We start from the raw sequence: 21,963 nt of genomic DNA, 5'->3' as shown, positions 1-21,963 counted from the left end.
TCCTCAGAAATCGCCCGGGTTCATGTAGGGTTGCGCCCAGAGCGTGACTTGCAAGATCATCGATTTCCACCAGGCGTCCTGCATGCGCTGTACGACTTCAGCAGAATGGCCACCATTCGCCAGAAAGGGCCGCATCGGCGCGACCGTCGCGGCGGCGAAGCCTAGAACGTCGCGGCCGCGGATGTGAGCGGCAGTATTGGCGTGATCCGTGACATTTTTCTTGGCTCGGTGATGGCGGAGGCCGATTTCAAACTGATAATCCAGCCATTCCTGGTCGTATTCGGCCCGCGCGGTATCGAGCACCCGTTGGGCGAAGCGTTTGCCGACGGCAGCGCCGTACTCTTTGTCAGGCTCACCGGTATCGCGGTCGAAGCTGTAGCTGGCAAGGTGCACATGTTGCGCGATGATGCCTCGCCACATGGTGACAAGATCCTCGGCCTGGTCCTTAAGTACCTCGTAGCTTAGCCGCAAATAAATAATGTCCTCGTCAGTGAAGAGGCAGGTCGCCTTGAGGTCTCTGAGTTCGTCGAGGGTGATCGGCGATCTGGCGACTTCGGGCGAGCCGGGGTTGTAGCCGGCGATGTCCTTGCTCTCATGGTGATCCTGCATGACAGTGTCTCCTTGGGTTGGCATTGCCGGAACGGTGAAGTTGTTGCCTGCGAGGAAGGCGATGCTTTCGCGCCAAAGCGCAGTACGCATTTCTTCGAGATGCATGAGGTGCGTGCCGCGAGCGATCGTGACAATCCGGCGTTCCGCGGCGCGGGTGAGACGGTCGAACAGCCAGCGCAGGTCGGACTCGCTTGAGACACGGTCCCAACTGCCGCGAATGATTGCGACCGGTGCGGTCACTGCCTCCGGCTCCCAGGCAAGTTCGCCGTGCCAGGCGCGAAGAATCTCAACCAGTGGGCCTGTCGGCGTTTTCACCGCGGGCGGGTCACGTTCGCGCGCACCGGGATCACTGTCGAGATAGGCCTCGCCCCAGGCAGCGAAATCGCCGCGCGCCAGAACGGGATGCTCGCCCGGTGGCACATCCTCGACAAACCGGGCGTATTGGTCTTCGTTGGTAACGAATTTCCAGGCTGGGAGTGAGGGACGCGGCATGTAGCGTGGCCCTTCGCGGCGCCCGAGCGGCGCGAACATGATCATGCGGTCGACCAGCGTCGGGTGCTGAGCGGCGAATAGTCCTGCGGGCATCGAGCCCCAGCTGTGGGTAATGAGGGACACGCGGCCGCATCGACCGGCATCCAGAATGAAGCGGACTGCCGCCTCAACCTGCCCAACCGCCTGCGCTGCGAGTCCCAGCGGCGCTTGGCCGGTCGCGGCGATCTGCATCTCACGATAACGGTCCGAACCGCCAAACCCGAGAAAGTCGAGCGTCCAGACGTCAAAGCCATCGGCGCATAGCGCGTCACGCCACGACTGGCCGTTAAAGCGATAGGCAATGGAGAGCGCCGACGGGTTGCGCCATGCAGATAGAGGACCGGCGGACGGCTGGAAGGATTTCGCGGTGCCAATCGTCGCAGGCAGTCGCCGTCGCTATCGACCAGGAAAGTCTCCTCTCGAGGATCGAGTTTGGCCCGGTGAGCGTCCATGGGCAAGATTACCTTTGAGTTTCGGGTTCGCTAAAGTCGCGTCCGCATGTTTTGTTCCCGGTCGGACCATCTTCGGCTGGGGGAGACAAACCGTGATTCGAGTTCAGCTGCGGCAGTTCGACGAAACGTTCGACCAGCGAATTACTGAGCAACCTCATACTGCGAGACCGTGTTAGGTTGATCGCCTATAGGGGGTGCCTTATGTCCGTACTGTTTGGCATCGGCGCGGCGATGTGCTGGGGTCTGGCTGACTTTCTCGCGAAATCGATGGCGGAGAAGGGCGGAGTTGCCGGGACGATGTTCCTGTCAAGCGCGATTGGGCTGACCACCGTTTCTGTATGGCTGGGCATTCAGCCCGGTGCGATGCGGCCGCTTGTCGACGCGAGCGGCTCATTATCCATTGCGGCAGCGACGGCAGCATCAGTTTCCGCATCGTTCTGCCTCACGAGCGGTCTCGCTATCGGTCAGAGCGCGGTCGTTGCCCCGATCGCGATGTGCTACGGCGCGGTGACTACAGTCCTTTCCCTGTGCTCGGGAGAGTCGCTCACCGTAAGAGCGACGACCGGAGTGCTCATTTGCCTTGGTGGGATACCCTTGGCAGCAGGCCTCAAGCTTCGAGGTTCGGAGTCGCGCACAGGACGGCGCGCATTGATGTTTGCGTGTGCAGCAGCCATTCTTTACGGCATCGCGTTCTGGTTGCAAGGGCACTATGCGATCCCTCGACTCGGAACCTTGACCGTATTGTTAGCTAACTATGGCGTCACGTTTTGCGTGTCGGCTCTCGGGTGTATTCGTAAGGTTTCACAGACTGGAGGGTTGGCCCGCTCTCCCGTATTCATACTGCAATCAAGCACAAATGTCTGCGCATTGTGCTTTTTGGTTCTTGGGATGAGGCATGGGGGAAGCGCCGTAGTGACCGTTCTTAGCGCGTTGTCAGGTGGTGTGACTGCGATGTTCGGTCTCGTGCTTCGTAGAGAACGCCTGAGCCGCACTCAATGGGCTGGCGTTTTCACAACCACTCTCGGCGCCGCGATGATCGCCGCGTCGTCCAGGGCTAGATGAGCCGATGACCCGACACCGTCGTCAGCAAAGGTCGAGCGCTGATTTTGGTACTCGAGTAACCGAGCGATCGCTGCATCTCGAAGCCGCTCAAGGAATCGACGCGACTCGACAGGCCGCCACGGGCGAAGTTCGCCATTTGTATCGCCGTTGGCGGCCGTATGGGCGCCCGACGTGGCAGCACGAGTGGCCGTTGCGCCTTTGGAAGCGGTCTTCGAGCGATAACAACCGCGTATGTCCGAAGAGGGTCGCGAAGACTCACTCGTCACGAGAGAGGAGACATTCGTTGGCACGGGTTTGCGAAGGTCCGTGAAGCGAACTTCAGCCGGCGCACAGGCGTTGATCGGCGACCGTCAGCTTCTATGGGGAGTTGTTTGTCAAGCCGTGTTCGATCGTCAGGTAGACGCATCAGATTTCACCCCGGCACCTTTGTGTTGCGAGTGATGTGAAACGGTCGTGTCGCACGGTGATTCGATCTTGATCTGAGGTCGGGGGTGGCGAGCGTTCCAGTCAGTGCCGAAACGAACTTCTATCCGTGCAGTGCAAAGATGGCCTGCACCTCATGCAGCATGCGCGCAAGGCGCACTGGCAAATCCCAGTTACCGGCGCGCCCCATCTTTGGCTTCGGTCACCGTGCGGTGACCCGCCGACGGTACGGGTGTGTCGACCTCTCATCATGATGCGTTCCTTGCCAGACTAGGCGAACGATGTTGACCCGGCACTTCAGGGGACAACAGGGTTGAGCGAGGCCCCGGCCGGGATCTCGGCGTGTTCCAGGTAGCGCCATAGCGCAAAGGCAAGGCGCCGTGCCAGCGCGACGATGCCCACCCGTCGTTCGGCTGCCGTTGCCCGCAAAGCGCCGGTTGAACCACTCAGTCAGGAGGCTGCCTGGCTGGAGGCGCAGCCAGCGCCATCCCAGTTCCACGAGCAGACCTGCGGCATGCTGCAGGGCAAGCGTCCTAGCGAGGCCCTGACTTCGGACTCCAAGGCAGTCGTGGCGCCCCAAAGGATCATGTCGTGAGCGCAGTGCATGGATAGCGCCGGGCTTGAACGCCTGTGTCGCCGTTCGCGCATCCGCTGGCTGCAGACGCGCCTGCCTTGGGGCCTCATGTGAGGGGTGCGGCAGATCGCAAACAGGTCATTCGCGCCATGACTCGGCTGGCAAGTTGTCGGCCATAGGAGACGCTCAGGTGTTGGCATTGGTCGGTCAGCTTCGGAACACTCTCCGGCCGTTCGCACCTCAGCGATCGTGAGTGACGCGTCTCGCCGTCGCCAACGCGTACTTGCGACCCGCTCCGGTCAGACAACGTTCTCCAAACCGGTCAGTCAGCCAAATTCGGGATCTGCAAACTGGAGTGCCAGTAGGCGGCCGTTGGCGACCTCACCCAATCGGCCACAATCGGTCATTCAACATCGACGGCCGGATCGCTGACAATCGTAAGCACTCGATTCATCCCGCCACAGGCATATAGATGTCCAACACCGCGGCGCCCAGACGGGGGGCTCATCGAAGTTATTCTTCAAACTCGAACAGATCATCCTAGATCACGCATGTGTTGCCGGAGCGCGGCGATGTCGTTGGCTATGTTGTGAAGGACCCGTGGCGGTCGAACTACGCATCCGGAAGCATACTCTGACAACCGGCCGACTGATCTGACGCTTCTCAAAAGAGCGGCCCACTACTGGGTTGGTGATACACTAGACGCATCGCTTCCAGCTTCCTCCCATCGCCTGTCGTCCATTGGAGTGCCCTTGGGCGTCACCCGGTCCCGCCTAGTCCTGGTTAGCTTTCTGCCTCCTCCAGAGGAAGCGATATTCCGTCTCCGGACGCCGATCCCGCACGCTTCGCCGCTGCGATAACTACATTGCGGCCAGCAGGACGCATTGCATCGCCTTTTCGTTTGCCGCACCGCCCATTTGCCGCATGCTGGGCGGTCCCGATTGCTTCCCATCATGACACACAGCCTTGGACTACATCATGAGCGAGTGCATCAGAACTTACAGGGGGTTGGAGATTTATCCCCTCGTCTATCCCCACAATCCCCGCGGAGCCGTGGGATCTTTCGACTACGGTGGGGGGGGCTTCGACGCTGCTGTCAGGATTTGTCGCCGAGGCACCAACCATACATTGACGGCCAGCCGCGTATTTCGCGTTCCACATCGGTTGCCGTTTGGTGAGGCGGGTGAGGCGCGCAAGGCGTCAAGCGAATATGCCGAGCAACTGATCGACGGTCAGGTCGACGGGCAGTCGCTGCGCGATCTATAGGCGTGCAGAACATCTCACGATCGCGAGGACACACGAATGCAGCAATTGAAGCGTGGAAGCCAGCACTATGAAGTCGCTGCATCGTTTCGTCGGACAACGGTTGGCGTTGTTCCGACGTTGAAGGTGATCCGTCTCTCCGACAAGCGGGTCATTTATCCGTTCGACGGGTGTGCAGACATGCCCGTATGCAAAGATCCCCAGAGCGCCAAGGACTTCGCCACGGCCTACGGTTGGAAACTGGTAAGCGGCGATATTGCCGTTCCAGAGTGATCTGATAGCCCGAGGAACGTCGCCGCATAACTGTTATGGGCTTGCATGGCGCTAGTTATTAGCTCAAGCGCCTATTTTATGCCCTGCTCGGGCACAGTAATTGCGGCGGTTGATGGCTGTATGGGGTGACGAGGTATCTGACCTCCCGCGTGCAATGAACATAACTCTGCACATCCGGAATAGGACTCTTTGTTGCGTCTTGACGCACGTTTTCCGGGCTAATTGTGCCAACTATCCTTATCGTCGACGACGATCCATCTTTGCGCTCCGCGCTTGGGACAATCCTACAGCAGGCAGGTTTCTCCATAGACATTGCAAATGATGGAGCGCTTGCACTGGCGTCGGTGCATGCGAAAGCTCCAGATATCATAGTTTCGGACAACATGATGCCTGTAATGGGAGGGATTGAGTTGTGGCGGTCGCTGGCGACACATCCGGTCTACTCGCGTATTCCTTTCCTGCTGCTATCGGCGATTGATATGTTTCCAAGTGATGTCCGGCCCACCGCATTTCTTCGGAAACCCTACTCGCCCACTAAGCTTCTCGCGCTTATGGCAGACTGGACGCACCACTAATCAGACGCGTTGTTTGCCGCTTACTGGTCGAACCCGGGACAAGTCCGTCGGTCATCGCGTCGCGCCGCGTCCGACCAGTAGCCGCCGTTTTCCGTGCTGCTGCTTTGAAATGCGCCGGATGCCATGAGCCGTGGAGTGAGCTTTCGATGCTCCTCCGCAATATCAGGCAAACGCCCCGGAAATCATGCGAGCCAAGGAGAAATCATGAAGCTTCGCGTCGGATATGATCTGTCATACGAGTGCCCGCAGGTTACGCCGATGATGCTGATGCTCAATACCCATTTTTCGCATGCCAAAGACATTATCCTGGCGGATTTGCTCCTTACCGACCCGCCGTTATCAATCAGCCAGTATCGCGATCTGTTCGGTAACCTGTGCAGCCGCATTGTCGCGCCCATCGGACGAGTGGCGTTGCGCACTACGGCGCTGCTGAACGTGCCAGATGCCATGGAAACGCGCCCCGACGATGGTTGGTGGATAGCGTCAAGCAGGAAGTCCGGTTTACCGACAAACATCTTGGCCGGTCGGCCGAGGTGATTGTCGCTGCGTCAGGGGGTCATGGTTGTCGCTCCGTTCGGGGTGTCAGTGGGTAATTGACGGCGGCGCTCTTTCTGTTTGTCGCTGGCTGTGCGGCGCCGATAGCTTTCGACATTCAGCTCAAAGATGGTCGAGTGATGGACGAGCCGGTCGATGGCGGCCACCGTCATGCCGGGGTCCGGGAAGACGTCGTTCCAGCCGGAGAACGGCTGGTTGGCCGTTATCAGAAGACTTTTCCGCTCATACCTCTCGGCGATCAACTCGAACAGCACGCTGGTTTCGGCCTGGTCTTTCCTCACGTACGACAGATCATCGAGGATGATCAGGTCGAACCGGTCAAGCTTCGCCAGCGCCGAAGGCAGCTGCAGACTCTGGCGCGCGACCTGGAGCTTCTGCACGATTTCGCCGGTGCGCGTGAACAATACGCGATAGCCGGCGTCGATTAACGCATGGCCGATGGCGGACCCCAAGTGACTTTTCCCGCTGCCGGGCGAACCCACTACACACTGCCCATCATCATTGCGATGATGTGATCATCCGCTATCCGTTTCACCCTCGCTGCGGTGAACGGATAACCGTCATCGGGATGAACAATTACCGGGGCGAGTCGTATCTGACTATCAGGCAGCCCGATGGCACTCTGACGCATCTTCCGCCGTGGATGGCAGGCGAGGATGCTGCCCGCATGTCTGTCGTCGTCCAGCCGGAGTTGCCTCATGCGGTGCTGATCGAACTTCTGCGCCTGGTCGACACGGCGTTATCGTGCTTTGCGGCGGTAACACCTGAGGGAGGCAAAGATGCGCAACCAGATGACGAGGCAGAAGGATCTGTTCGAGGAAACTGTGCCGGAGGCGTTAGTATCAGAGGAGATGCAAGCCGAGCTGGTGACGCAACTGGCGCTGCTGATGTTCGCGTTGATCGACGTCATCGAAGCGGAGGCGCGTGATGAGCAAGATCGGCGCTGAACACCTTTCCCGTCGTGCATACGTGTACGTCCGTCAGTCAACGCTGGATCAGGTCCACCACAATCGCGAGAGCCAGTTGCGCCAATACGGGCTTGCCGATCGCGCACGCGGACTTGGCTGGCCAGATGCGACGGTTATCGATGACGACCTGGGTCGCTCCGGCTCTGGCAATCATCGTCCCGGATTCGAGCGCCTATTGGTGGCACTGTGCAGCGGCGAAGTGGGTGCCGTATTCTGCATCGAAGCCTCGCGTCTTGCGCGCAATGGTCGTGACTGGCACACGCTTCTGGAATTCTGCCGTCTTGTAGGATGCCTGCTGATTGACGAAGATGGAATTTACGATCCGAGACAGCCTAACGATCGCCTCCTGTTAGGCATGAAGGGCACGCTTTCCGAGATGGAGCTTTCGACGTTTCGCCAACGCTCACAGGCGGCTCTTGATCAGAAAGCCAAACGCGGTGAACTGTTCACGTCGGTGCCAATCGGTTATGTGCGTGCACAAGGAAATCGTATCGAGAAGGATCCTGATACCCGCGTCCGGGAAGCGCTCGATCTGGCGTTCCGGAAGTTTCGCGAGTTTGGTAGCGTCAGGCAGGTCCTCCTATGGATTCGACAGGAATGCATTGAGCTACCCGCGGTGAACTACGGCCCGGACGGTCGCCACATTGTATGGAAGCTTCCCGTCTATAACACCCTTCTGCACATCCTGACGAATCCGACTTATGGCGGCGCATACGCGTTTGGCAAGACCCGGACTATTGCTCGCATTGTGAACGGACGCAAGCGAGTGTTTGCGGGCAACCCCCTTCAGCGCGAGGAATGGCAGGCCTTGATCATCGAGCACCACGCGGGCTACATTAGCTGGGACGAGTACGAGGCGAACCGCAAATTGATTACCAATAACGCGAACATGAAGGGCAGCATGGTCCGCGGCGCTGTCAAGCGCGGGAGCTCGCTTCTGGCGGGACTGCTTCGTTGCGGTCACTGCGGGCGCAAGCTGCACGTTGCGTATTCCGGCACCAAAGGCACCGTCGCGCGGTACAACTGTCAGGGCAGCATGATCAATCATGGTGGCCCTCGCTGCATTTCGTTTGGTGCGGTTCGTGTTGATCAACGCGTTACTGAAGAAGTTTTGCGCCAACTTCAACCGTTAGGTATTCGTGCATCACTCGAGGCCATTGAACGTACACGAACAGAGCAGGACGAACGCGTGCGGCACAAGGAGCTGGCACTTGAACAGGCGCGGTATGAAGCTGCGCGAGCACGTCGGCAATACGATGCGATTGATCCTGAGAACCGGCTGGTTGCGGCGGAACTTGAGCGACGGTGGAATGAAACGCTGAAGACGCAGGTGCAAATACAGACCGAACTCGACCTCCTGCGCGAACAGTCATCGAGGGCGCTGAGTGCGGGCGCGCGTGATGAACTTCTGCGACTCGGTGAAGACCTGCCCCGGCTATGGCACCACCCGGCCAGTTCGGTCGAGATCAAGAAACGCATTCTTAGGACGGTCGTCAAGGAGATCGTTGCCACAAAGCAGGACGACACGATTCGTGCACTCGTGCATTGGCAAGGAGGCGATCACACCGAGATCGTGTTCGAGAAGAACCACACAGGTGAGCATCGCTGGGCCACCGATGTCGCAACGATAGACATCGTTCGCGCGTTGGCGAGAACGTTGGCAGATCAAGGCGTAGCGGCGGTCATCAATCGACTAGGCAAACGGACGGCGAAGGGCCACACCTGGACCGCCGCGCGAATCTGCACGCTGCGGAAGGACCATCGAATCCCTGCATATCGCGAAGGCGAACGGCAGGAGCGCCGCGAACTGACGGTTACAGAAGTAGCCACCCTGCTGGGTATCAGTGCGCCAACCGTCATCCGCCTGATTCGAGTCGGGAGGTTGCCGGCGTCACAGGCTTGTCTGGGTGCGCCATGGATCATCCAGCAGGTGGACGTCGACAATTATCTGGAGCGACGAGCTGCGGACCGTCCGCAATCAGATAACTCAAATCAATTATCCATTGATCTTCAATGACATAGGGAGGTGAGCATTATGTCTCGTGCCCGGGTGGACCGAACATCAGGATCGTGGCGCCTTTCTCAAGCCACGAATCGCCGGTGGCCAGCGCCATCACATGCGCCTTCGAGACCATCGGCACAACGCCGAAGTCGAAGGTGGCGAGCGTCTTGGTCAGATCCAGATGTGACTCGGTACGGTGACGCTCGATTCTTCGTTTGGCCCGCTCGGCGAGTTCATGTTCGAGCAATGCGCCGAGTAACCGGGACGCCTGCCAGCTTTCCTTGTCCGAGCGTTCAGCGAAGTCCGGCCATAATCGACTGATCGTTGGCAGGCGCAATTCGTTGAGCATCAGCGCGATACGGCCAGCATCGTAGGCGGTGTTCATGCGAGCACCTCCTCATCGAGCAACGTGTCATAGAGCGCGGCGGACGGCATCTCGACGACAACCACCGGACACTCGGCCTGGCGCGGCGCGAACTCAGCGAACAGCGCCTTCAGATCGGGCAGTTCACCGAGTTCCAGCAATGCGTCGAGTCTCTGCGCCAGTTGCGCCTCGACGCCGTGGTTTCCTGCCAGCTCAAGCAAGCCCACGATGGTCTTGCATGCGCTGCGCGGCGTCAGCGCCTCCTCCAGGCGCTCCCAGGTCCGTCGGTAGGCCTCACGCGGAAACAGATCGTCACGGAACGCGAGACCCCTGAAGGCCTGCGGCTTGCGTTTGAGCGAGTCGATGAAGTGCCGGTAGTCGATGCCGCGACCGCGCCGTTTGCTCGTGTGCGTGGCTCTCGCCGTGCTGTGCACGAGCGCGCCGGACAGATAGCAATCGAGCCGGTCACTGTAGAGGCGTACCTTCAGGCGATGACCGATCAGCCGCGACGGGGCGCTGTACAGGACGCAACGCACGGTGAACGTGCCGCAGCGTGTCACGCGTGCTTCCTCCTCGGCGAAGTCGGTGGTACGGTGCTCAGGCAGATCCAGCAGGTGTTCGCGCTCGATCTGGAACGCTGCAGCATTGCGCCGGTTGCGGCGCATCACCACCCCGCGCACGAACTCGTCGTACGCGGCCCGGTCCGCGAAATCGCGGTGACCGCGCAACTCCAGAGCCTGATCGACCTGATCCTTCAGATAGCGATGCGAGGATTCGACGCTGCCATTCTCATGACCCATGCCACGGTTGTTGCGCGTGCCTTCCATCCCGTAATGTTCGAGCAGTGCCGCATAGCGAACCGTGAAGTCTTCCTCTTCCTGCAGGTTTCTGAAGGCTGCCGACAGACTGTCGGAGCGGTGTTCGCGCGGGCAGCCGCCGGCCTGCCACAGCGCATTCTGCAATCCCGTTGCGAGCGCCTGGAAGCTCTCCCCGCCATCGACCACACTGGCGTACTCCCAGCGCGAGAACGCCAGCACGAAGTGATAAAGCAGGTGGTTAAACGGGACGCCGCCGATCGTTACACACAGCTTGTCCATGTGTGTGAAGTCCGATAGGCCTCGCGCGCCCGGCTGATACGTTTGAGGGAAGAATACTTCCTGGTTCGGCCCTTCGAGCGCGCGCCACTGGCTGACATGCCGCTCAAACGTGCGACGCATGCTGTCGGGAAAGCGCTCGGGATGGTCCTCCTGCAATTTGCGCAGCAGGGTGATCGCCTTCAGCCTTGGCGACGAGCGCAACAATGGGACGACTTCGATCTCCCACACGTCGGCGAACGGATCAGGGCGCGAGCGCCAGTAGCGCCGGGGCTGCTGTGACGGTAGTCCGGCTTCACGTTCGACGCGTCGCGCCGTGCGCTCGCTTATGCCCGACTTCGCTGCAGCGAGCTTCTGTGGATGAAGTTTGCGGTGGTTCATGTAGAGGCGGACCTGTTGGTCGGTAATGCGGGTTCCAGACATGGGCTGACCGCCTCTTTTTAGATTCAGTCAGCCATCCTAGACCTCGCCGACCCGGCGCCGCCGGCAGTTCGTCGTCTGCGGCGGCTACGCCGCCTCCGACTCCTCACTACCGGCCAAGATGAATGTCGGTACACCGGACGAAATCATTGTCGCCCCCCAGGTTGGGGACATCCGGTGGAACAGTTGCCCGACGATACGCTCGTTTTCCTGCTAGGGAGCCGCTATTGCGAAACGGATTTGCTGGCCGAAACCGCCTGGCAGATTTTTGGCCAATGCACACCAGGGCGCGACACTGTGCTGGCAATCTGCAACTTCGTACACGGGCACATCGAATTCGACTACGGGCATGCGCGGCCCACCAAGACCGCGTGGGATGTATATCGGGAGCGCAAAGGGGTATGCCGCGATTTCGCGCATCTCGGCATCGCGCTGTGCCGCGCAATGAACATCCCGGCGCGCTACTGCACCGGCTACATCAGTGACGTGGGCTTGCCGCCCGTTGCTGCGCCGATGGATTTCGCAGGGTGGTTCGAGGCCTATATCGGGGGTGCCTGGCAGACCTTCGATCCACGAAACAACGCGCCGCGCATTGGGCGTGTGTTGATGGCGTACGGTCGAGATGCCGCAGACGTTGCAATCAGCAACGCATTCGGGGCCGCCGCACTAACACACTTCGAGGTCCACTGCGACCAGGAATGACCGGCCCGTATTTCAAGCCGGCAGAGTCTGTGCGTTGCCCAGCGCGAGAGGCGGCCGCAAAGACGTTCAGTGTGCAGGCATCTTAAAGAGTTGCTACGTCCGACCTCGTCGAATGACCGATAATCAGGCCTCGCAGATGTCCCTTCCGGGTCGGGCCGCGTCCGTCCGCTCCTCAAATTCATAGCTGAAAAGCAGCCAGTGGGATTCCGCTGCCCCGAAGCGGCCACTCGGCAGTGCGTCCTCCCGACCCCATTGCTGTCATCCAGACCGCAGAGCCAACAACGACTGCTCTGGGATGTACAGCCGCCGCTCGCTTACCCGCATCACAACTTCGGCTCAATACAGCTTCCTCGGTGGCAACGACCGTTTGATCTGTTTTCCGAGTCGGGCCACAGCGGCAGCCTTTTTTCGTTTGCGTTTCGCAGTCGGTGTTTCATAAGCTGTTCTGGCCCGCAGTTCCTTTATCAAACCGGTGCTCTCGATCGAACGTCGGAAGCGGCGCAACGCGACCTCCACCGGTTCGTTCAGCTTGGGAATTACAGTAGTCAATTTTCTTCCTGGTTGTGAGTTTGCGCGGTGACTCGTCTGGACGTCCGCGACGAGGTTCGCTGCTCGGTTTCGTTGCGATGAATGTCATCTGATGCAGGGGTAGAGACACGATCGGTGCTCCTTGTGGCCCGACGCCTTTGCTCCGGTGGTGCGTACCATAACCCCTTGTCGATGTGAGACTCCCTTCAGCCAAAGCGCACGTCCAGCCACTCCTGCGCCCATTTTTTCGCATGGGCAATGGCGTCTTCGCGCACGTCGAAGCCCGCGAGATCACCACTTAGATGAACGGCGTACTGGCTCCCATCCGCACGGCTGCTACTGATGCGGGCATGAGCCATGTATTCGCCATCAGCCCTGCGGGGCGTCGGGTCGATGATGAATCGCGTCGAATTGAAGCGCACTGTCGTTCCTTGTTCGTTTGCCGCGCCGCGATCACCGTTGCGCCAACGTCGCGTGACTGGGATGGGCTGCGTCACGCATTCAGCAGGGCCATGATCCGGCCGGCCTCGCGATCCGAATCGCAGTTCGCCATGCCGTCCTTCCGCAGCAGTGCGCGAACTGACACAAACATCAGATAAGCATCCGCGTCGACCTCGTGGCGACCGTCGAGGATCACCTCTTCGAGCTCGGCGCGGGCCCCTGACGGCAGAAACCGGTCGACAAGTCCAGAGCCGTCGCGTCGAATCCACTTCAAGAGATCTGCTCTTTCCATGTCAAATCTCCGATGTTGCCTGCGTGTCCCGCCACGGACGTGTGGCGATGGGTTCCGGTGTGCAGCGAGGTGCGAATTACAACACCAGATTGAGGATGTTCGTGTCTTGGGAACACGTGTCGATGAGGCGTTCCGCATAGGCAGTCGACGCACGCCGCGCGTCGCCGGCGCTCTGGAAGGGCCTTGTCACCGCAAGCCGGAATACGCGGCTGCGGGGCGCTTCCCCTGAGCTTGCCGGCTCCAGGATACGCACGGCGGCGTCGAACCCTTCGTCGTAGTTGTGTCCACCTCCGGGCTCGGTGGCACGATGTGGATAAACCAGTGGACAAACTTCCAGTCCACGGTAGTGACGGAAACCGGTTGTCATGAAATTCCTTCAAGGCCGCGTCAACACGCGACGAAACGGGAAAAGAGTGTGAGCGACTGAGTTCAGTCTTCACATGATCGGCCGTGTTGTTCGGCCTGTGATGAAAGTGAGCGGCCCGATTCCGTTGGAAAAGGCAACTGGGGAGGTGCAGAGAAGGGCTGTGGGTCAATCAACGCTTTCATGCTACACCCATTGCCCTATTTGTACAGCGAATGTTTTGTTGTCTCTGCTTCGTTCACGAAGTCGGGAAAACGCATCACTGCGGGCATGCGCGTGGTGCCGCGTCAGCGGCGGCGAAATGCGGCCCGTTGCGTTGTGCCACTACTTTTTAGCTGAAAAGCTCATGTTGAATAGGTCCTCTGCCGAGGACGTCAGGTCAACATGAATCTCGAAACCCCGATCTGGGATCATCCGGTATATGAGGCGCTCCGTCTATTGACGAACCAGGTGCGTCGTCGACCTGGTGTCTCACATGTGTTGGTTGTCTCGAACCGGTGCGTCGCCTTTTAACCGCGCGTGTCGACCCAGTTGCGTGCCCAGTGTGTCGAGTGCTGCAGCGCCTGCTCTTCACTCGTGAAGTAATCGAGCGAATAGAACTGGTAGCGACCTTCGGTGCGCGCGCTATCGGTGCGTTCGAGCAGCAGGTTGGATGAAAAACTGCCGTCGGGCAAACGATGCACCGAGGCTTGGACGGCATAGCCGTTGTATTGTTGAATTTGTTCGTTGTGCATTTTAATTTTAATGATGTTCGATTGAGGGCGTGCCGTGCGAAATGTGCACGGGTACACCGATTCAAAGCTCTTGCGAGCAGAATCTGACGCAGCCGGAAAGCGAAAAGAGGCGTTGCGGCCGGAGGGAAATTGAAGCGTAACGAGGCGTGTAGCGCCTGGTAAGCTGATGAACAAACAGGTGCAACTAAGAGTGATCGCGCCAACTTTAGCGGACGAAGCTCCGCGCGGGTGTCGCTGCAACCCGGCCTCCATCGCGGGAGACCGGGCCCTTCAAACTTTACAGCGACTTGATGTTAGCCGCTTGCAGACCCTTCGGGCCTCGCTTCGTTTCAAAGCTGACCTTCTGATTCTCAGCCAGCGTCTTGAAACCGTCGCCGCTGATTTCGGAGAAGTGCGCGAATAGATCGTCTCCGCCATTGTCTGGGGTGATGAAGCCAAAGCCTTTGCTGTCGTTGAACCACTTGACGATACCGGTATCCATGAAGATTCCTTGAGAAAAAATAGAGAAATTTGCTCTGTTAAGGAGCGCGTGAAGCATCAAGGAGGGAGAGGACAAGGAATACCGCTGAGGAGCGAGCAATTGATGAACAGCAATCGAACTTCTTGAAGTTCAGACGACACCGTACCCGTCGGATGCTATCAGCGTCAATAACTATCTTGTAACTGTTTCACCAGATGGCCCGTTCTGCAGACAAAGCGACTGGACCTGCGTGGCATGGCGCGCAGGTTAGACAGGCAGTGGCCGGCAGGCGCAAGCTTGGGGCGGCACCGCACCTTCTGCGAGGGGATCGAACAGACGGAACTGCGCACCGCCTTTCCTGAATTTGCATCAGATCAGCGCACTGACTGGCCGTTTCCAAAGCGCAGCCGACGCCGGAATTACTGCGCGAGTTCAAAGTGAAGGGCGGCTCATGGCCGCGTTGAGGCAGTGCCCACCGGCAATTCGCTCGCCGGAAACCGGCCATTGAGCATGGGCGGACGAGACCTTGGATATTCAAATTGGAGGGTGACCTTGACCGACCGCTGGTGGCCGAGAGCACCAGTTCGATCAGCGTTCCCCGGATTGGACGTTGGAATCCCCAGCGGCAGCTTTCGGGCAATCTGTGTGAACAGGTACTACCGGCCACAAGCAGTCACCGAGCAGTCCAACAACCCCGACGTTCGGAGGTCTCCTGACCATCCATGAGGAGACAGTCGTCGAACTCCCGCGAGCGTTCGACGTGGACCATCGGGTACGTTCACGCCAACTCAGACGTCCGGCATGGGGCAACTCACCCGGATGCGGCTTTGCGCGATCGCTACGACTGCAAGAAAGATCCGCCGGCACTGCTCAGTGGACCTTGGATACCTGTCGTCGTTCACGAGCCGTTTCTGGATCTCGGTCGCCACCGTTGCCGGGGCATCCGCGCCGCTGGTGCGCGTTCAATGGAACAGCTCAGATGAAGTCAGGTAGCCTCCTCCCGCCGCGAGCACGCGCCCATCTGGGAGCAGTGTAGTGTGGGTCGACATCGCGCATTGAGCATCTATTGCCACCACAGGTCGCGATCAGCATCCTCGTATCAGTGGAAAAGTTCGGCGTGAGCGAATATTCCGCGACCGACTCCCCCGGCTATGAGCACGCTACCGTCAGCTAGCAGCGTCGCCGTATGCTGCTCGCGCGCCAGGCTCATGCTGGCTGTCTGCGTCCAGGTGCCCGTAGCGGAATCGTAGAGCTCATCAGAGTAGAGATCGCTCCCGGCCGCCAGACCGGCAGCGGCAAGTACTCGGCCGTTGGGCAGCACCGTGGCAGTCAGGAAGTCGCGCGCATGGATCAAGCTGCCGGTCTGCGTCCATGTACCGATGGCGGGGTTGTACCGTTCGGCTGACGACAGCTCGGTGTTTCCGTCGGTTCCCGCTATCGCCAGCACCGTTCCGTCAGGTAGCAACGCGGTGGCGAAGTCGGTGCGCACCTGACTCATGCTACCCGTGGGCGACCATGTCCCGGTTGCCGGATTGTAGAGTTCCGCCGAAGAAAGGATGCCTGAATCGCTCGTCCCGCCCACGACGAGGACGAGGCCGTTGGGTAACAGCGTGGCAGTATGGGAAAAGCGTGCTTGCGTCATGCTACCTGTTGGCGACCAGTTTCCCGTAGCCGGGTTGTACAGTTCGGCCGACGACAGGGCTCCCGCCTTGCCCTCGCCACCCGCTACAAGCACGAGGCCGTTGCGTAACAGCGTGGCCGTGTGCAGATCACGCGCATCGGTCATGCTGCCGGTGGACGACCAGCTACCCGTGGCCGGATCGTACAACTCTGCCGACGACTGTTCACTGCCCACGCCCGTTTTGAATCCGCCCGCCACGAGCACGCGGCCGTCGGAGAGCAGCGTCGCCGAGTGGGATTGGCGCGCCTGGCTCAGGCTGCCGGTCGATGTCCAGGTGTTGGCGGCCGGATCGTACAGTTCGGCAGAGGCAGTGGCTTGCTTTCTTGTTCCCCCGGCGACGAGAACCTGGCCGTTGGGCAGGAGCGTGGCCGTGTGCCGGAACCGTGCCTGATTCATTGAGTCAGCAGGTGTCCACTCTCCCGTCACGGGGTCGTCGACACCGATGACGATCTGCACCGTGACGCTGCCAGCGCTGTTGCCGCCGGTAATCGTATAGGTCGTCGGCGGCTGCACCGCGGTCGGCGTCCCGCTGATCGCGCCCGTCTGCGGATTCAGGCTCAATCCGGCAGGAAACGCTGGCGACACCGAGAAGAAGGTGATCTCGTCGCCAGTGAATAGTGGCTCGTCGTATGAGATGGGGTGGCCCACGACATAGACCGGAGCCAGATCCCAATAGCTGAGGCTCGCCGGTGGCTGAGTTACAGCGTGCACCTCGATCGTGAGCCGGGTCTCGACAGAATCGGCGCTGTTGCTGCCGGTCACCGTGTAGACGGCCGGTGGGCTGACTGCCAGGGGTGCTCCGGAAATGACACCGGTTTGCACATCGAACTGAAGCCCCACGGGCAGGGCCGGCGAGATGCTGTACAGGGTGATTTGTCCGCCGGTAGCGATCGGTGTGTTGGGAATGATCGGTGCGTTGGTCGTATAGATCACAGCGGCGTTCAAGTAGCTCAGGCTTTCCGGGGCGACCGCTTCGGGCTTGACCTCGATCTCGACCCTGATGGACTCGCTACCCGCCGCATTGCTGGCGTTGATCGTGTAGATGGTGTCGGGAGAAACGCCGTTTGGCGTGCCGCTGATTGCGCAGGTCTGCGGGTCGAGCGATAGCCCCGCGGGCAGAGGCGAGGACACGCTGCACTGCGCGATGGGGCCGCTGATGCTGCTGCTGCTACCGCTGCTGCTGCTGATATCGCTGAGCGTATTGGGAATGATTTCAGTGCCTTGCGCATAGACAACTGCTACATCGCGTTCGGTCAACCCGGCCGGCGCCACCAATGCCGTGCAATTGCCATTGCCATTGCCATTGCCATTGCCATTGCCATTTCCGTTGCCGTTGCCGTTGCCGTTGCCGTTGCCGTTGTCGAGACCGTTACCGCCACCTTGGCAACCCGCCGCCAGCATCGCGGCAAGCAGAAGCACGCAAGTCACGACTCGTCTGATAAGCATGGATTCGACCCTCGCTCACTTTTATCAGCTTAGGTCACGTGGAGAAAAAATCAGACAAAATTGCAGCGAGCGCTTGATGGCTTATTTGTCTTCTCTTCGCGTTGCCCACTGTGGGTGCTCAACTTTTTTTGCTTCTGAACGGACTATCCCAGCTTGCCTCGGTTCCGTTGGCTCCTTCAGAGATTCCGCGCTGGCTGCGCGGATACCCTGTGGTTAGGAAACAAATTGAAGGGCGGTTGTACCTCGCAAGCGCTAGGTGACGACCGACCGTTGAGGGTCGGTCCGTGACATTCGAAATCCGAAGACCACTGGCACATCCGGTGGATCTCCCTTGCCAACAGCAGTCCGCGAGCGGCTTCCGGCTCGCCAGGCAGACCCTTGCCGGACATTCCTGCGCGAAAGCGACCCCGACTCTGTATCGGAACCGAGCACGCAACCGGTAACGGTCAAAAAAAATCGGCCCGCTAAGGGCCGACAAACACGCTTATCCACACTCGGAAACGCTGTCCGCGTCCCGCGATGATTAGAGCCGGCGAATCCGAAAATTGCAAGCGCCCCCGCAATTGATGCGCCGCACATAGCGGCGTGCGGTGGACTGGCGGAATTTCACTAATCGCGGTGCGTGACGCACAAGGGGCGCGCTGCTTACACTTTGTTTGCCGGGTGCGTGTGTGTTCCCGGCAAGTCGGGTAGTCCACTTGAACGGCGCACCGTCGACTGGGCGCCGTTTTTTTGGCCCCAGCCTCCTGACGTCCCGCATGTCCGTGCGGAAAAGCTCGCGCTGAAGTCGCTGGAATCCCTTGTGGTCTCAACACACTACCCGCATCTCACGAGCGGTTCTAGCTCGCCACGTGGATGTCTGTCCGTCACCGTGTGAAGGGCAGGATTCCAGCATGTCACTCTGTGTGTTTCTGAGCCAACTCTTCGGCCACGTAAAGGCCATTTTCTATCGCAGTATCTTCCGTCTCGTAGGCGATTCCAGGCTGGTAGCGCCTTTCACGGGAAACGTCTCCGGAACGGTCAATATGAACGATCTCGAACGTGTATCGTCCCTCCGCCACGCCGATGGTGGTGACTCGGTATGTGTGGCTGCCTCTGACAACTGTACAGCCCGGCATCCCTTTCTCCGGTTCGTAGGTTGAGGCTGACATATTAACTACCTGCAACATGCGGACGCAACAGGGGCTCCTGGGGCACCAAGACGTGGTGAGCCGGGCCGCAGAAACGATGTTCAGTTGTTCGCCCGCTCACTCGGCCGGACATTCAAAAGTCACTTTCATGCTGAAAGCTGCCGCTCGTTTTGCTCCGTGACCGGAAGAGGCTTGCCGCTGAACCTCCGACTGTGGGTTGCGTGCGCTTCCGTCCACAACAGTTTGTCTAGGCGGCCTGGAGAGTATCCGTATCGCCGCTACAGCGAGCGTCTTCGATGGCCTGCATGAGTGCCTCGCAGGAGAACGGCTTCTGCAGACAGACATCGAAGAGCCGGGCAATGTCTCCCTGACTGTCAGCGTCTCCCGTCATTGAGACGAGAAAAGCTCCGGAGCGAGTCGGCGTTTCCCTCAGCGACCGTGCGACAGCACTGCCTTTGATGTCGGGCAGGTTCTCGTCAAGGAAAGTGATTTCAAAAGCGTCGGTACGAAGGAGCGTGAGCGCAGTTTCGCCATCGTAGGCCACAGCAGCTTGGTGGCCATAGCAGTCCAGCAGGAAAGCGAGACTGTCCGCGACAGACTCATTGTCGTCAACGACGAGCACGTTCATTCAATATTTCCTATTACGAGTCCGCACGAACTGTCATAAATTCTTCGAGTACCGACGCTCTCAATCGAGTGGGCGCTTTCGCCTACTCGACTTGGCTCGCCGGACGAGATCGGTTAGGAGCCACTTCGCGACCACGTCCGGGCGATCCATGCCAAACGAAGCGACCTTGATCTACCCTCCGTAGTTGACGATGACCGACCCTGTCATCACCCCATACGTGCCGTGTGCCTGGCGCCGTCGAAGAGGATTTCGAGGGGAGTCAGAGATTCGTAGGGAATACTCATGCCTTTAGCCCATTTGCTACGTGTCACCATATCAAATCAAATCCGTCCTAACATGCGCCGGTTCGATCGCGCGGATCCCGAGAGTCCGCCCGGAATGACTTTGTGAAACATCGGTTTCTCTATCAAAGTTGATTTGCATCATTGCAAAGTTGACAGTTCAACTATATAGGATGATGAAAGCAATTTGTATGCGTCAAGGCGCCGCCAATGCCCGTTTAATTCGCGCAGTCCAAACTATGCCGAGTAGAGTGAGACGCTTCCGAAAAGGCTGACCATGCGCCCGCAATCTTGGGGAGATGCGCGGGCTGTTCTACTCCGGGAAGCAGCCATTGATGTCCCGACAACTTGAGCAGCAGATGTGGGTCGGCTGCTGCCCGATGCGGAGGCATCATCGGTGGAGCGCACCGTCAGTTCATCGTCGGACCGGGTACGGCCACAATCCGTCATTCACATGCGTCGTCGGTCGGACGTTCAGGCGTCGGCTTTGCCCCGTAACCGGCCATCCGAGTGTCGAAGACGAACGCTCCTTCATCGGCCTTATGTGAAGCTTTCCATAAGGCAGAGGGATTTTTGGTTAGCGATTGCGGCTACGAACCTATGAGCGAATCCGTATAAGGCGCACCGCAATCGGTAACTAAAAATCCGTTTGCGCTGAACCGCTCCGCAGGCGGTCGCATTTATGGGCATTGAATGATCGGCGAGCTCGGTGGAACGGCCCCCTGAATCACCGGACACAGTCTCCCACTTAAAATAGCGGGTAGGCATACGACTGTGTTTTTGACTAACAACAAGCAAGAAGTGATGGAAGTGTTGACGGGGCCGGAGCGCCGGCGGCGGTGGTCAGCGGAAGAGAAGCTGACGATGGTGCGGGAGAGTTTCGAGCCGGGTAAGTCGGTCTCGGTGGTTGCACGCCAGCACGGCGTCAATCCGAATCAGCTGTTTCATTGGCGCAAGCTGTATCAGGACGGCAGCCTGTCGGCCGTCAGTGCCGGCGAGGAAGTCGTACCGGCTTCGGAGTTGAGCGATGCACTCAAGCAAATCAGGGAGCTTCAGCGACTGCTCGGAAAAAAGACCATGGAGAATGAGATTCTTCGTGAGGCAGTGGAGGTGGCGAAGTCGCGAAAATGGATTGCGCGCTCACCCTCATTGCCAGGGGACGACCAGTGAAGCGGGTCTGTGACGTTCTCGGTGTAGCGCGCTCGAATGTGGCGGACAAGCTGGCGCGTCCACCTGACTGGCGCGACGGGCGTACGGCTCGAAAGACAGGCGACGCCGGTCTGGTGGAAGAAATTCGACTAGCTGTTGCTGATTTGCCTAGCTATGGCTACCGTCGTGTGTGGGGCCTGTTGCGTCGGCAGCGAGAGAGCCGTAGCGCGGCGCCCGTCAATGCCAAACGGGTGTACCGGGTGATGCGCGTCCACGGTTTGCTGATGGAACGCCGCGCGGCACCGCCGCGCCCTCAGCGCCGACACGATGGCACGGTCGCCGTGGCGAAGAGCAATCAACGTTGGTGTTCTGACGGCTTCGAGTTTCGATGCGACAACGGTGAACCGCTGCGTGTCACGTTCGCTCTGGATTGCTGCGACCGCGAAGCGATGAGCTGGGCGGCAACGACCGGTGGCCACAGTGGCGACGTGGTGCGCGATGTCATGCTGGCCGCCGTTGAGAACCGGTTCGGTAACGTCCTGAAGGCGCCGTCGGAAATCGAATGGCTGACGGACAATGGCTCGGGTTACACAGCAGAGAAAACAAGGACCTTTGCTTCAGACATTGGCCTGAAGCCATTGACCACACCGGTATGCAGCCCACAAAGTAACGGCATGGCGGAAAGCTTCGTGAAGACGATGAAGCGCGACTATGTTGCCTTCATGCCAAAACCAGACGCAGCAACCGCAGCGCGCAATCTAGCCGTCGCGTTCGAGCATTACAACGAGCAGCACCCTCATAGCGCGCTGAAGTATCGCTCGCCACGCGAGTTCAGGCGCAGGACCGATTCATCAACTCAAGTGTGAGGCGGTGTCCGGAGGTACAGGGGCAAATCCACTCGGCTATGAGCTCGCGCTAAAATGAAGTGGGTAATTGCAAGCACATCGACACGCTTACAAGCT

18 protein-coding genes and 4 pseudogenes are annotated in these 21,963 nt (G+C 59.4%); 9 read left to right on the top strand and 13 right to left on the bottom strand.

Annotated features, from left to right (window positions below; genetic code table 11):
• Positions 1 to 3 precede the first annotated feature (3 nt).
• Positions 4 to 1,443, bottom strand: coding sequence for an alpha/beta fold hydrolase (locus L0U84_RS43650; protein ID WP_233860405.1), 1,440 nt, complete (start codon positions 1,441 to 1,443; stop codon positions 4 to 6).
• A gap of 350 nt (positions 1,444 to 1,793) precedes the next feature.
• Between L0U84_RS43650 and L0U84_RS43645 the strand changes: the two genes are divergently transcribed.
• Positions 1,794 to 2,654: a DMT family transporter gene (locus L0U84_RS43645; protein ID WP_233860351.1), complete on the top strand. Its 861-nt coding sequence runs from the start codon at positions 1,794 to 1,796 to the stop codon at positions 2,652 to 2,654.
• A 720-nt stretch (positions 2,655 to 3,374) separates the two neighbouring features.
• Here L0U84_RS43645 and L0U84_RS44350 read toward each other — a convergent pair.
• A pseudogene (locus tag L0U84_RS44350) lies at positions 3,375 to 3,582 on the bottom strand (IS110 family transposase); the annotation flags it as partial.
• Between the two features lie 1,047 nt (positions 3,583 to 4,629).
• Between L0U84_RS44350 and L0U84_RS43635 the strand changes: the two are divergent.
• The 4 genes from L0U84_RS43635 to L0U84_RS43625 all read left to right on the top strand — a co-directional run bounded on the left by L0U84_RS43635 (position 4,630) and on the right by L0U84_RS43625 (position 6,299).
• Entirely contained in the window at positions 4,630 to 4,917 is a 288-nt protein-coding gene (locus tag L0U84_RS43635; RefSeq protein ID WP_233860403.1) for a hypothetical protein, read from the top strand.
• A 36-nt stretch (positions 4,918 to 4,953) separates the two neighbouring features.
• Positions 4,954 to 5,187, top strand: coding sequence for a DUF6723 family protein (locus L0U84_RS43630; protein ID WP_233860349.1), 234 nt, complete (start codon positions 4,954 to 4,956; stop codon positions 5,185 to 5,187).
• Between the two features lie 224 nt (positions 5,188 to 5,411).
• Entirely contained in the window at positions 5,412 to 5,762 is a 351-nt protein-coding gene (locus L0U84_RS44345) for a response regulator (protein ID WP_442794141.1), read from the top strand.
• Positions 5,763 to 5,966: 204 nt separating this feature from the next.
• Entirely contained in the window at positions 5,967 to 6,299 is a 333-nt protein-coding gene (locus tag L0U84_RS43625; RefSeq protein WP_326491260.1) for a hypothetical protein, read from the top strand.
• An 11-nt stretch (positions 6,300 to 6,310) separates the two neighbouring features.
• On the opposite strand, the pseudogene L0U84_RS43620 reads toward L0U84_RS43625, so the two are convergent.
• Positions 6,311 to 6,796: pseudogene (locus L0U84_RS43620) on the bottom strand (ATP-binding protein); the annotation flags it as partial.
• A gap of 300 nt (positions 6,797 to 7,096) precedes the next feature.
• Here L0U84_RS43620 and L0U84_RS43615 point away from each other — a divergent pair.
• Complete coding sequence (locus tag L0U84_RS43615; protein WP_011493047.1) at positions 7,097 to 7,264, top strand: hypothetical protein; 168 nt, start codon at positions 7,097 to 7,099, stop codon at positions 7,262 to 7,264.
• Positions 7,245 to 9,302, top strand: a complete 2,058-nt coding sequence (locus L0U84_RS43610) for a recombinase family protein (RefSeq protein WP_233845960.1) — start codon at positions 7,245 to 7,247, stop codon at positions 9,300 to 9,302. The genes L0U84_RS43615 and L0U84_RS43610 overlap by 20 nt, the downstream gene beginning before the upstream one ends.
• Positions 9,303 to 9,330: 28 nt before the next feature.
• On the opposite strand, the pseudogene L0U84_RS43605 reads toward L0U84_RS43610, so the two are convergent.
• Positions 9,331 to 9,672: pseudogene (locus L0U84_RS43605) on the bottom strand (ATP-binding protein); the annotation flags it as partial.
• Positions 9,669 to 11,168 (bottom strand): IS21 family transposase, encoded by a 1,500-nt coding sequence (gene istA / locus L0U84_RS43600; protein WP_233856269.1) that lies wholly within the window; start codon positions 11,166 to 11,168, stop codon positions 9,669 to 9,671. The gene istA and the pseudogene L0U84_RS43605, both read right to left, overlap by 4 nt.
• A gap of 162 nt (positions 11,169 to 11,330) precedes the next feature.
• Here istA and L0U84_RS43595 point away from each other — a divergent pair.
• Positions 11,331 to 11,867 (top strand): annotated as a pseudogene (locus L0U84_RS43595) (transglutaminase-like domain-containing protein); the annotation flags it as partial.
• A 336-nt stretch (positions 11,868 to 12,203) separates the two neighbouring features.
• Here L0U84_RS43595 and rpsU read toward each other — a convergent pair.
• From rpsU to L0U84_RS43555, 8 genes are all read right to left on the bottom strand, one after another.
• Positions 12,204 to 12,416 (bottom strand): 30S ribosomal protein S21, encoded by a 213-nt coding sequence (gene rpsU / locus L0U84_RS43590; RefSeq protein WP_233860347.1) that lies wholly within the window; start codon positions 12,414 to 12,416, stop codon positions 12,204 to 12,206.
• 185 nt (positions 12,417 to 12,601) lie between these two features.
• Entirely contained in the window at positions 12,602 to 12,817 is a 216-nt protein-coding gene (locus tag L0U84_RS43585; RefSeq protein WP_230561998.1) for a hypothetical protein, read from the bottom strand.
• Positions 12,818 to 12,888: 71 nt separating this feature from the next.
• Positions 12,889 to 13,128, bottom strand: a complete 240-nt coding sequence (locus L0U84_RS43580; protein ID WP_233860346.1) for a hypothetical protein — start codon at positions 13,126 to 13,128, stop codon at positions 12,889 to 12,891.
• A gap of 76 nt (positions 13,129 to 13,204) precedes the next feature.
• Positions 13,205 to 13,495 carry a hypothetical protein gene (locus L0U84_RS43575; RefSeq protein ID WP_233860345.1) on the bottom strand — a complete coding sequence of 97 codons (291 nt, stop codon included), beginning with the start codon at positions 13,493 to 13,495 and terminating at the stop codon, positions 13,205 to 13,207.
• 506 nt (positions 13,496 to 14,001) lie between these two features.
• A complete protein-coding gene (locus L0U84_RS43570; protein WP_233860344.1) occupies positions 14,002 to 14,226 on the bottom strand; it encodes a hypothetical protein in 225 nt (74 codons plus the stop codon).
• A 277-nt stretch (positions 14,227 to 14,503) separates the two neighbouring features.
• A complete protein-coding gene (locus L0U84_RS43565; RefSeq protein ID WP_233860343.1) occupies positions 14,504 to 14,707 on the bottom strand; it encodes a cold-shock protein in 204 nt (67 codons plus the stop codon).
• 1,078 nt (positions 14,708 to 15,785) lie between these two features.
• A complete protein-coding gene (locus tag L0U84_RS43560) occupies positions 15,786 to 17,786 on the bottom strand; it encodes a kelch repeat-containing protein (RefSeq protein WP_233860342.1) in 2,001 nt (666 codons plus the stop codon).
• Positions 17,787 to 19,190: 1,404 nt separating this feature from the next.
• On the bottom strand, positions 19,191 to 19,571 hold the full coding sequence (locus L0U84_RS43555; RefSeq protein ID WP_233860341.1) for a response regulator: 381 nt from the start codon (positions 19,569 to 19,571) through the stop codon (positions 19,191 to 19,193).
• 1,085 nt (positions 19,572 to 20,656) lie between these two features.
• Here L0U84_RS43555 and L0U84_RS43550 point away from each other — a divergent pair.
• A protein-coding gene (locus L0U84_RS43550) for an IS3 family transposase (protein WP_233860401.1) occupies positions 20,657 to 21,867 on the top strand; the annotation gives its coding sequence in 2 pieces (ribosomal slippage) (positions 20,657 to 20,963 and positions 20,963 to 21,867; 1,212 coding nt in all).
• Positions 21,868 to 21,963: the final 96 nt, after the last annotated feature.

The sequence above is a fragment of the Paraburkholderia sp. HD33-4 genome (assembly GCF_021390635.1).
Taxonomy (GTDB): domain Bacteria; phylum Pseudomonadota; class Gammaproteobacteria; order Burkholderiales; family Burkholderiaceae; genus Paraburkholderia.
The sequence above is the reverse complement of the archived record's forward strand: the minus strand, read 5'-3'. Positions and strand labels throughout refer to the sequence as shown.

Excerpts from the sequence above, each read along its gene's own strand:
- L0U84_RS43570 (WP_233860344.1), bottom strand. The coding sequence starts at position 14,226 with ATGCACAACGAACAAATTCAACAATACAACGGCTATGCCGTCCAAGCC.
- L0U84_RS43555 (WP_233860341.1), bottom strand. The coding sequence starts at position 19,571 with ATGAACGTGCTCGTCGTTGACGACAATGAGTCTGTCGCGGACAGTCTC.
- L0U84_RS43635 (WP_233860403.1), top strand. The coding sequence starts at position 4,630 with ATGAGCGAGTGCATCAGAACTTACAGGGGGTTGGAGATTTATCCCCTC.
- L0U84_RS43645 (WP_233860351.1), top strand. The coding sequence starts at position 1,794 with ATGTCCGTACTGTTTGGCATCGGCGCGGCGATGTGCTGGGGTCTGGCT.
- L0U84_RS43610 (WP_233845960.1), top strand. The coding sequence starts at position 7,245 with ATGAGCAAGATCGGCGCTGAACACCTTTCCCGTCGTGCATACGTGTAC.
- istA (WP_233856269.1), bottom strand. The coding sequence starts at position 11,168 with ATGTCTGGAACCCGCATTACCGACCAACAGGTCCGCCTCTACATGAAC.
- L0U84_RS43580 (WP_233860346.1), bottom strand. The coding sequence starts at position 13,128 with ATGGAAAGAGCAGATCTCTTGAAGTGGATTCGACGCGACGGCTCTGGA.
- L0U84_RS43615 (WP_011493047.1), top strand. The coding sequence starts at position 7,097 with ATGCGCAACCAGATGACGAGGCAGAAGGATCTGTTCGAGGAAACTGTG.
- L0U84_RS43625 (WP_326491260.1), top strand. The coding sequence starts at position 5,967 with ATGAAGCTTCGCGTCGGATATGATCTGTCATACGAGTGCCCGCAGGTT.
- L0U84_RS43565 (WP_233860343.1), bottom strand. The coding sequence starts at position 14,707 with ATGGATACCGGTATCGTCAAGTGGTTCAACGACAGCAAAGGCTTTGGC.
- L0U84_RS43575 (WP_233860345.1), bottom strand. The coding sequence starts at position 13,495 with ATGACAACCGGTTTCCGTCACTACCGTGGACTGGAAGTTTGTCCACTG.
- L0U84_RS43630 (WP_233860349.1), top strand. The coding sequence starts at position 4,954 with ATGCAGCAATTGAAGCGTGGAAGCCAGCACTATGAAGTCGCTGCATCG.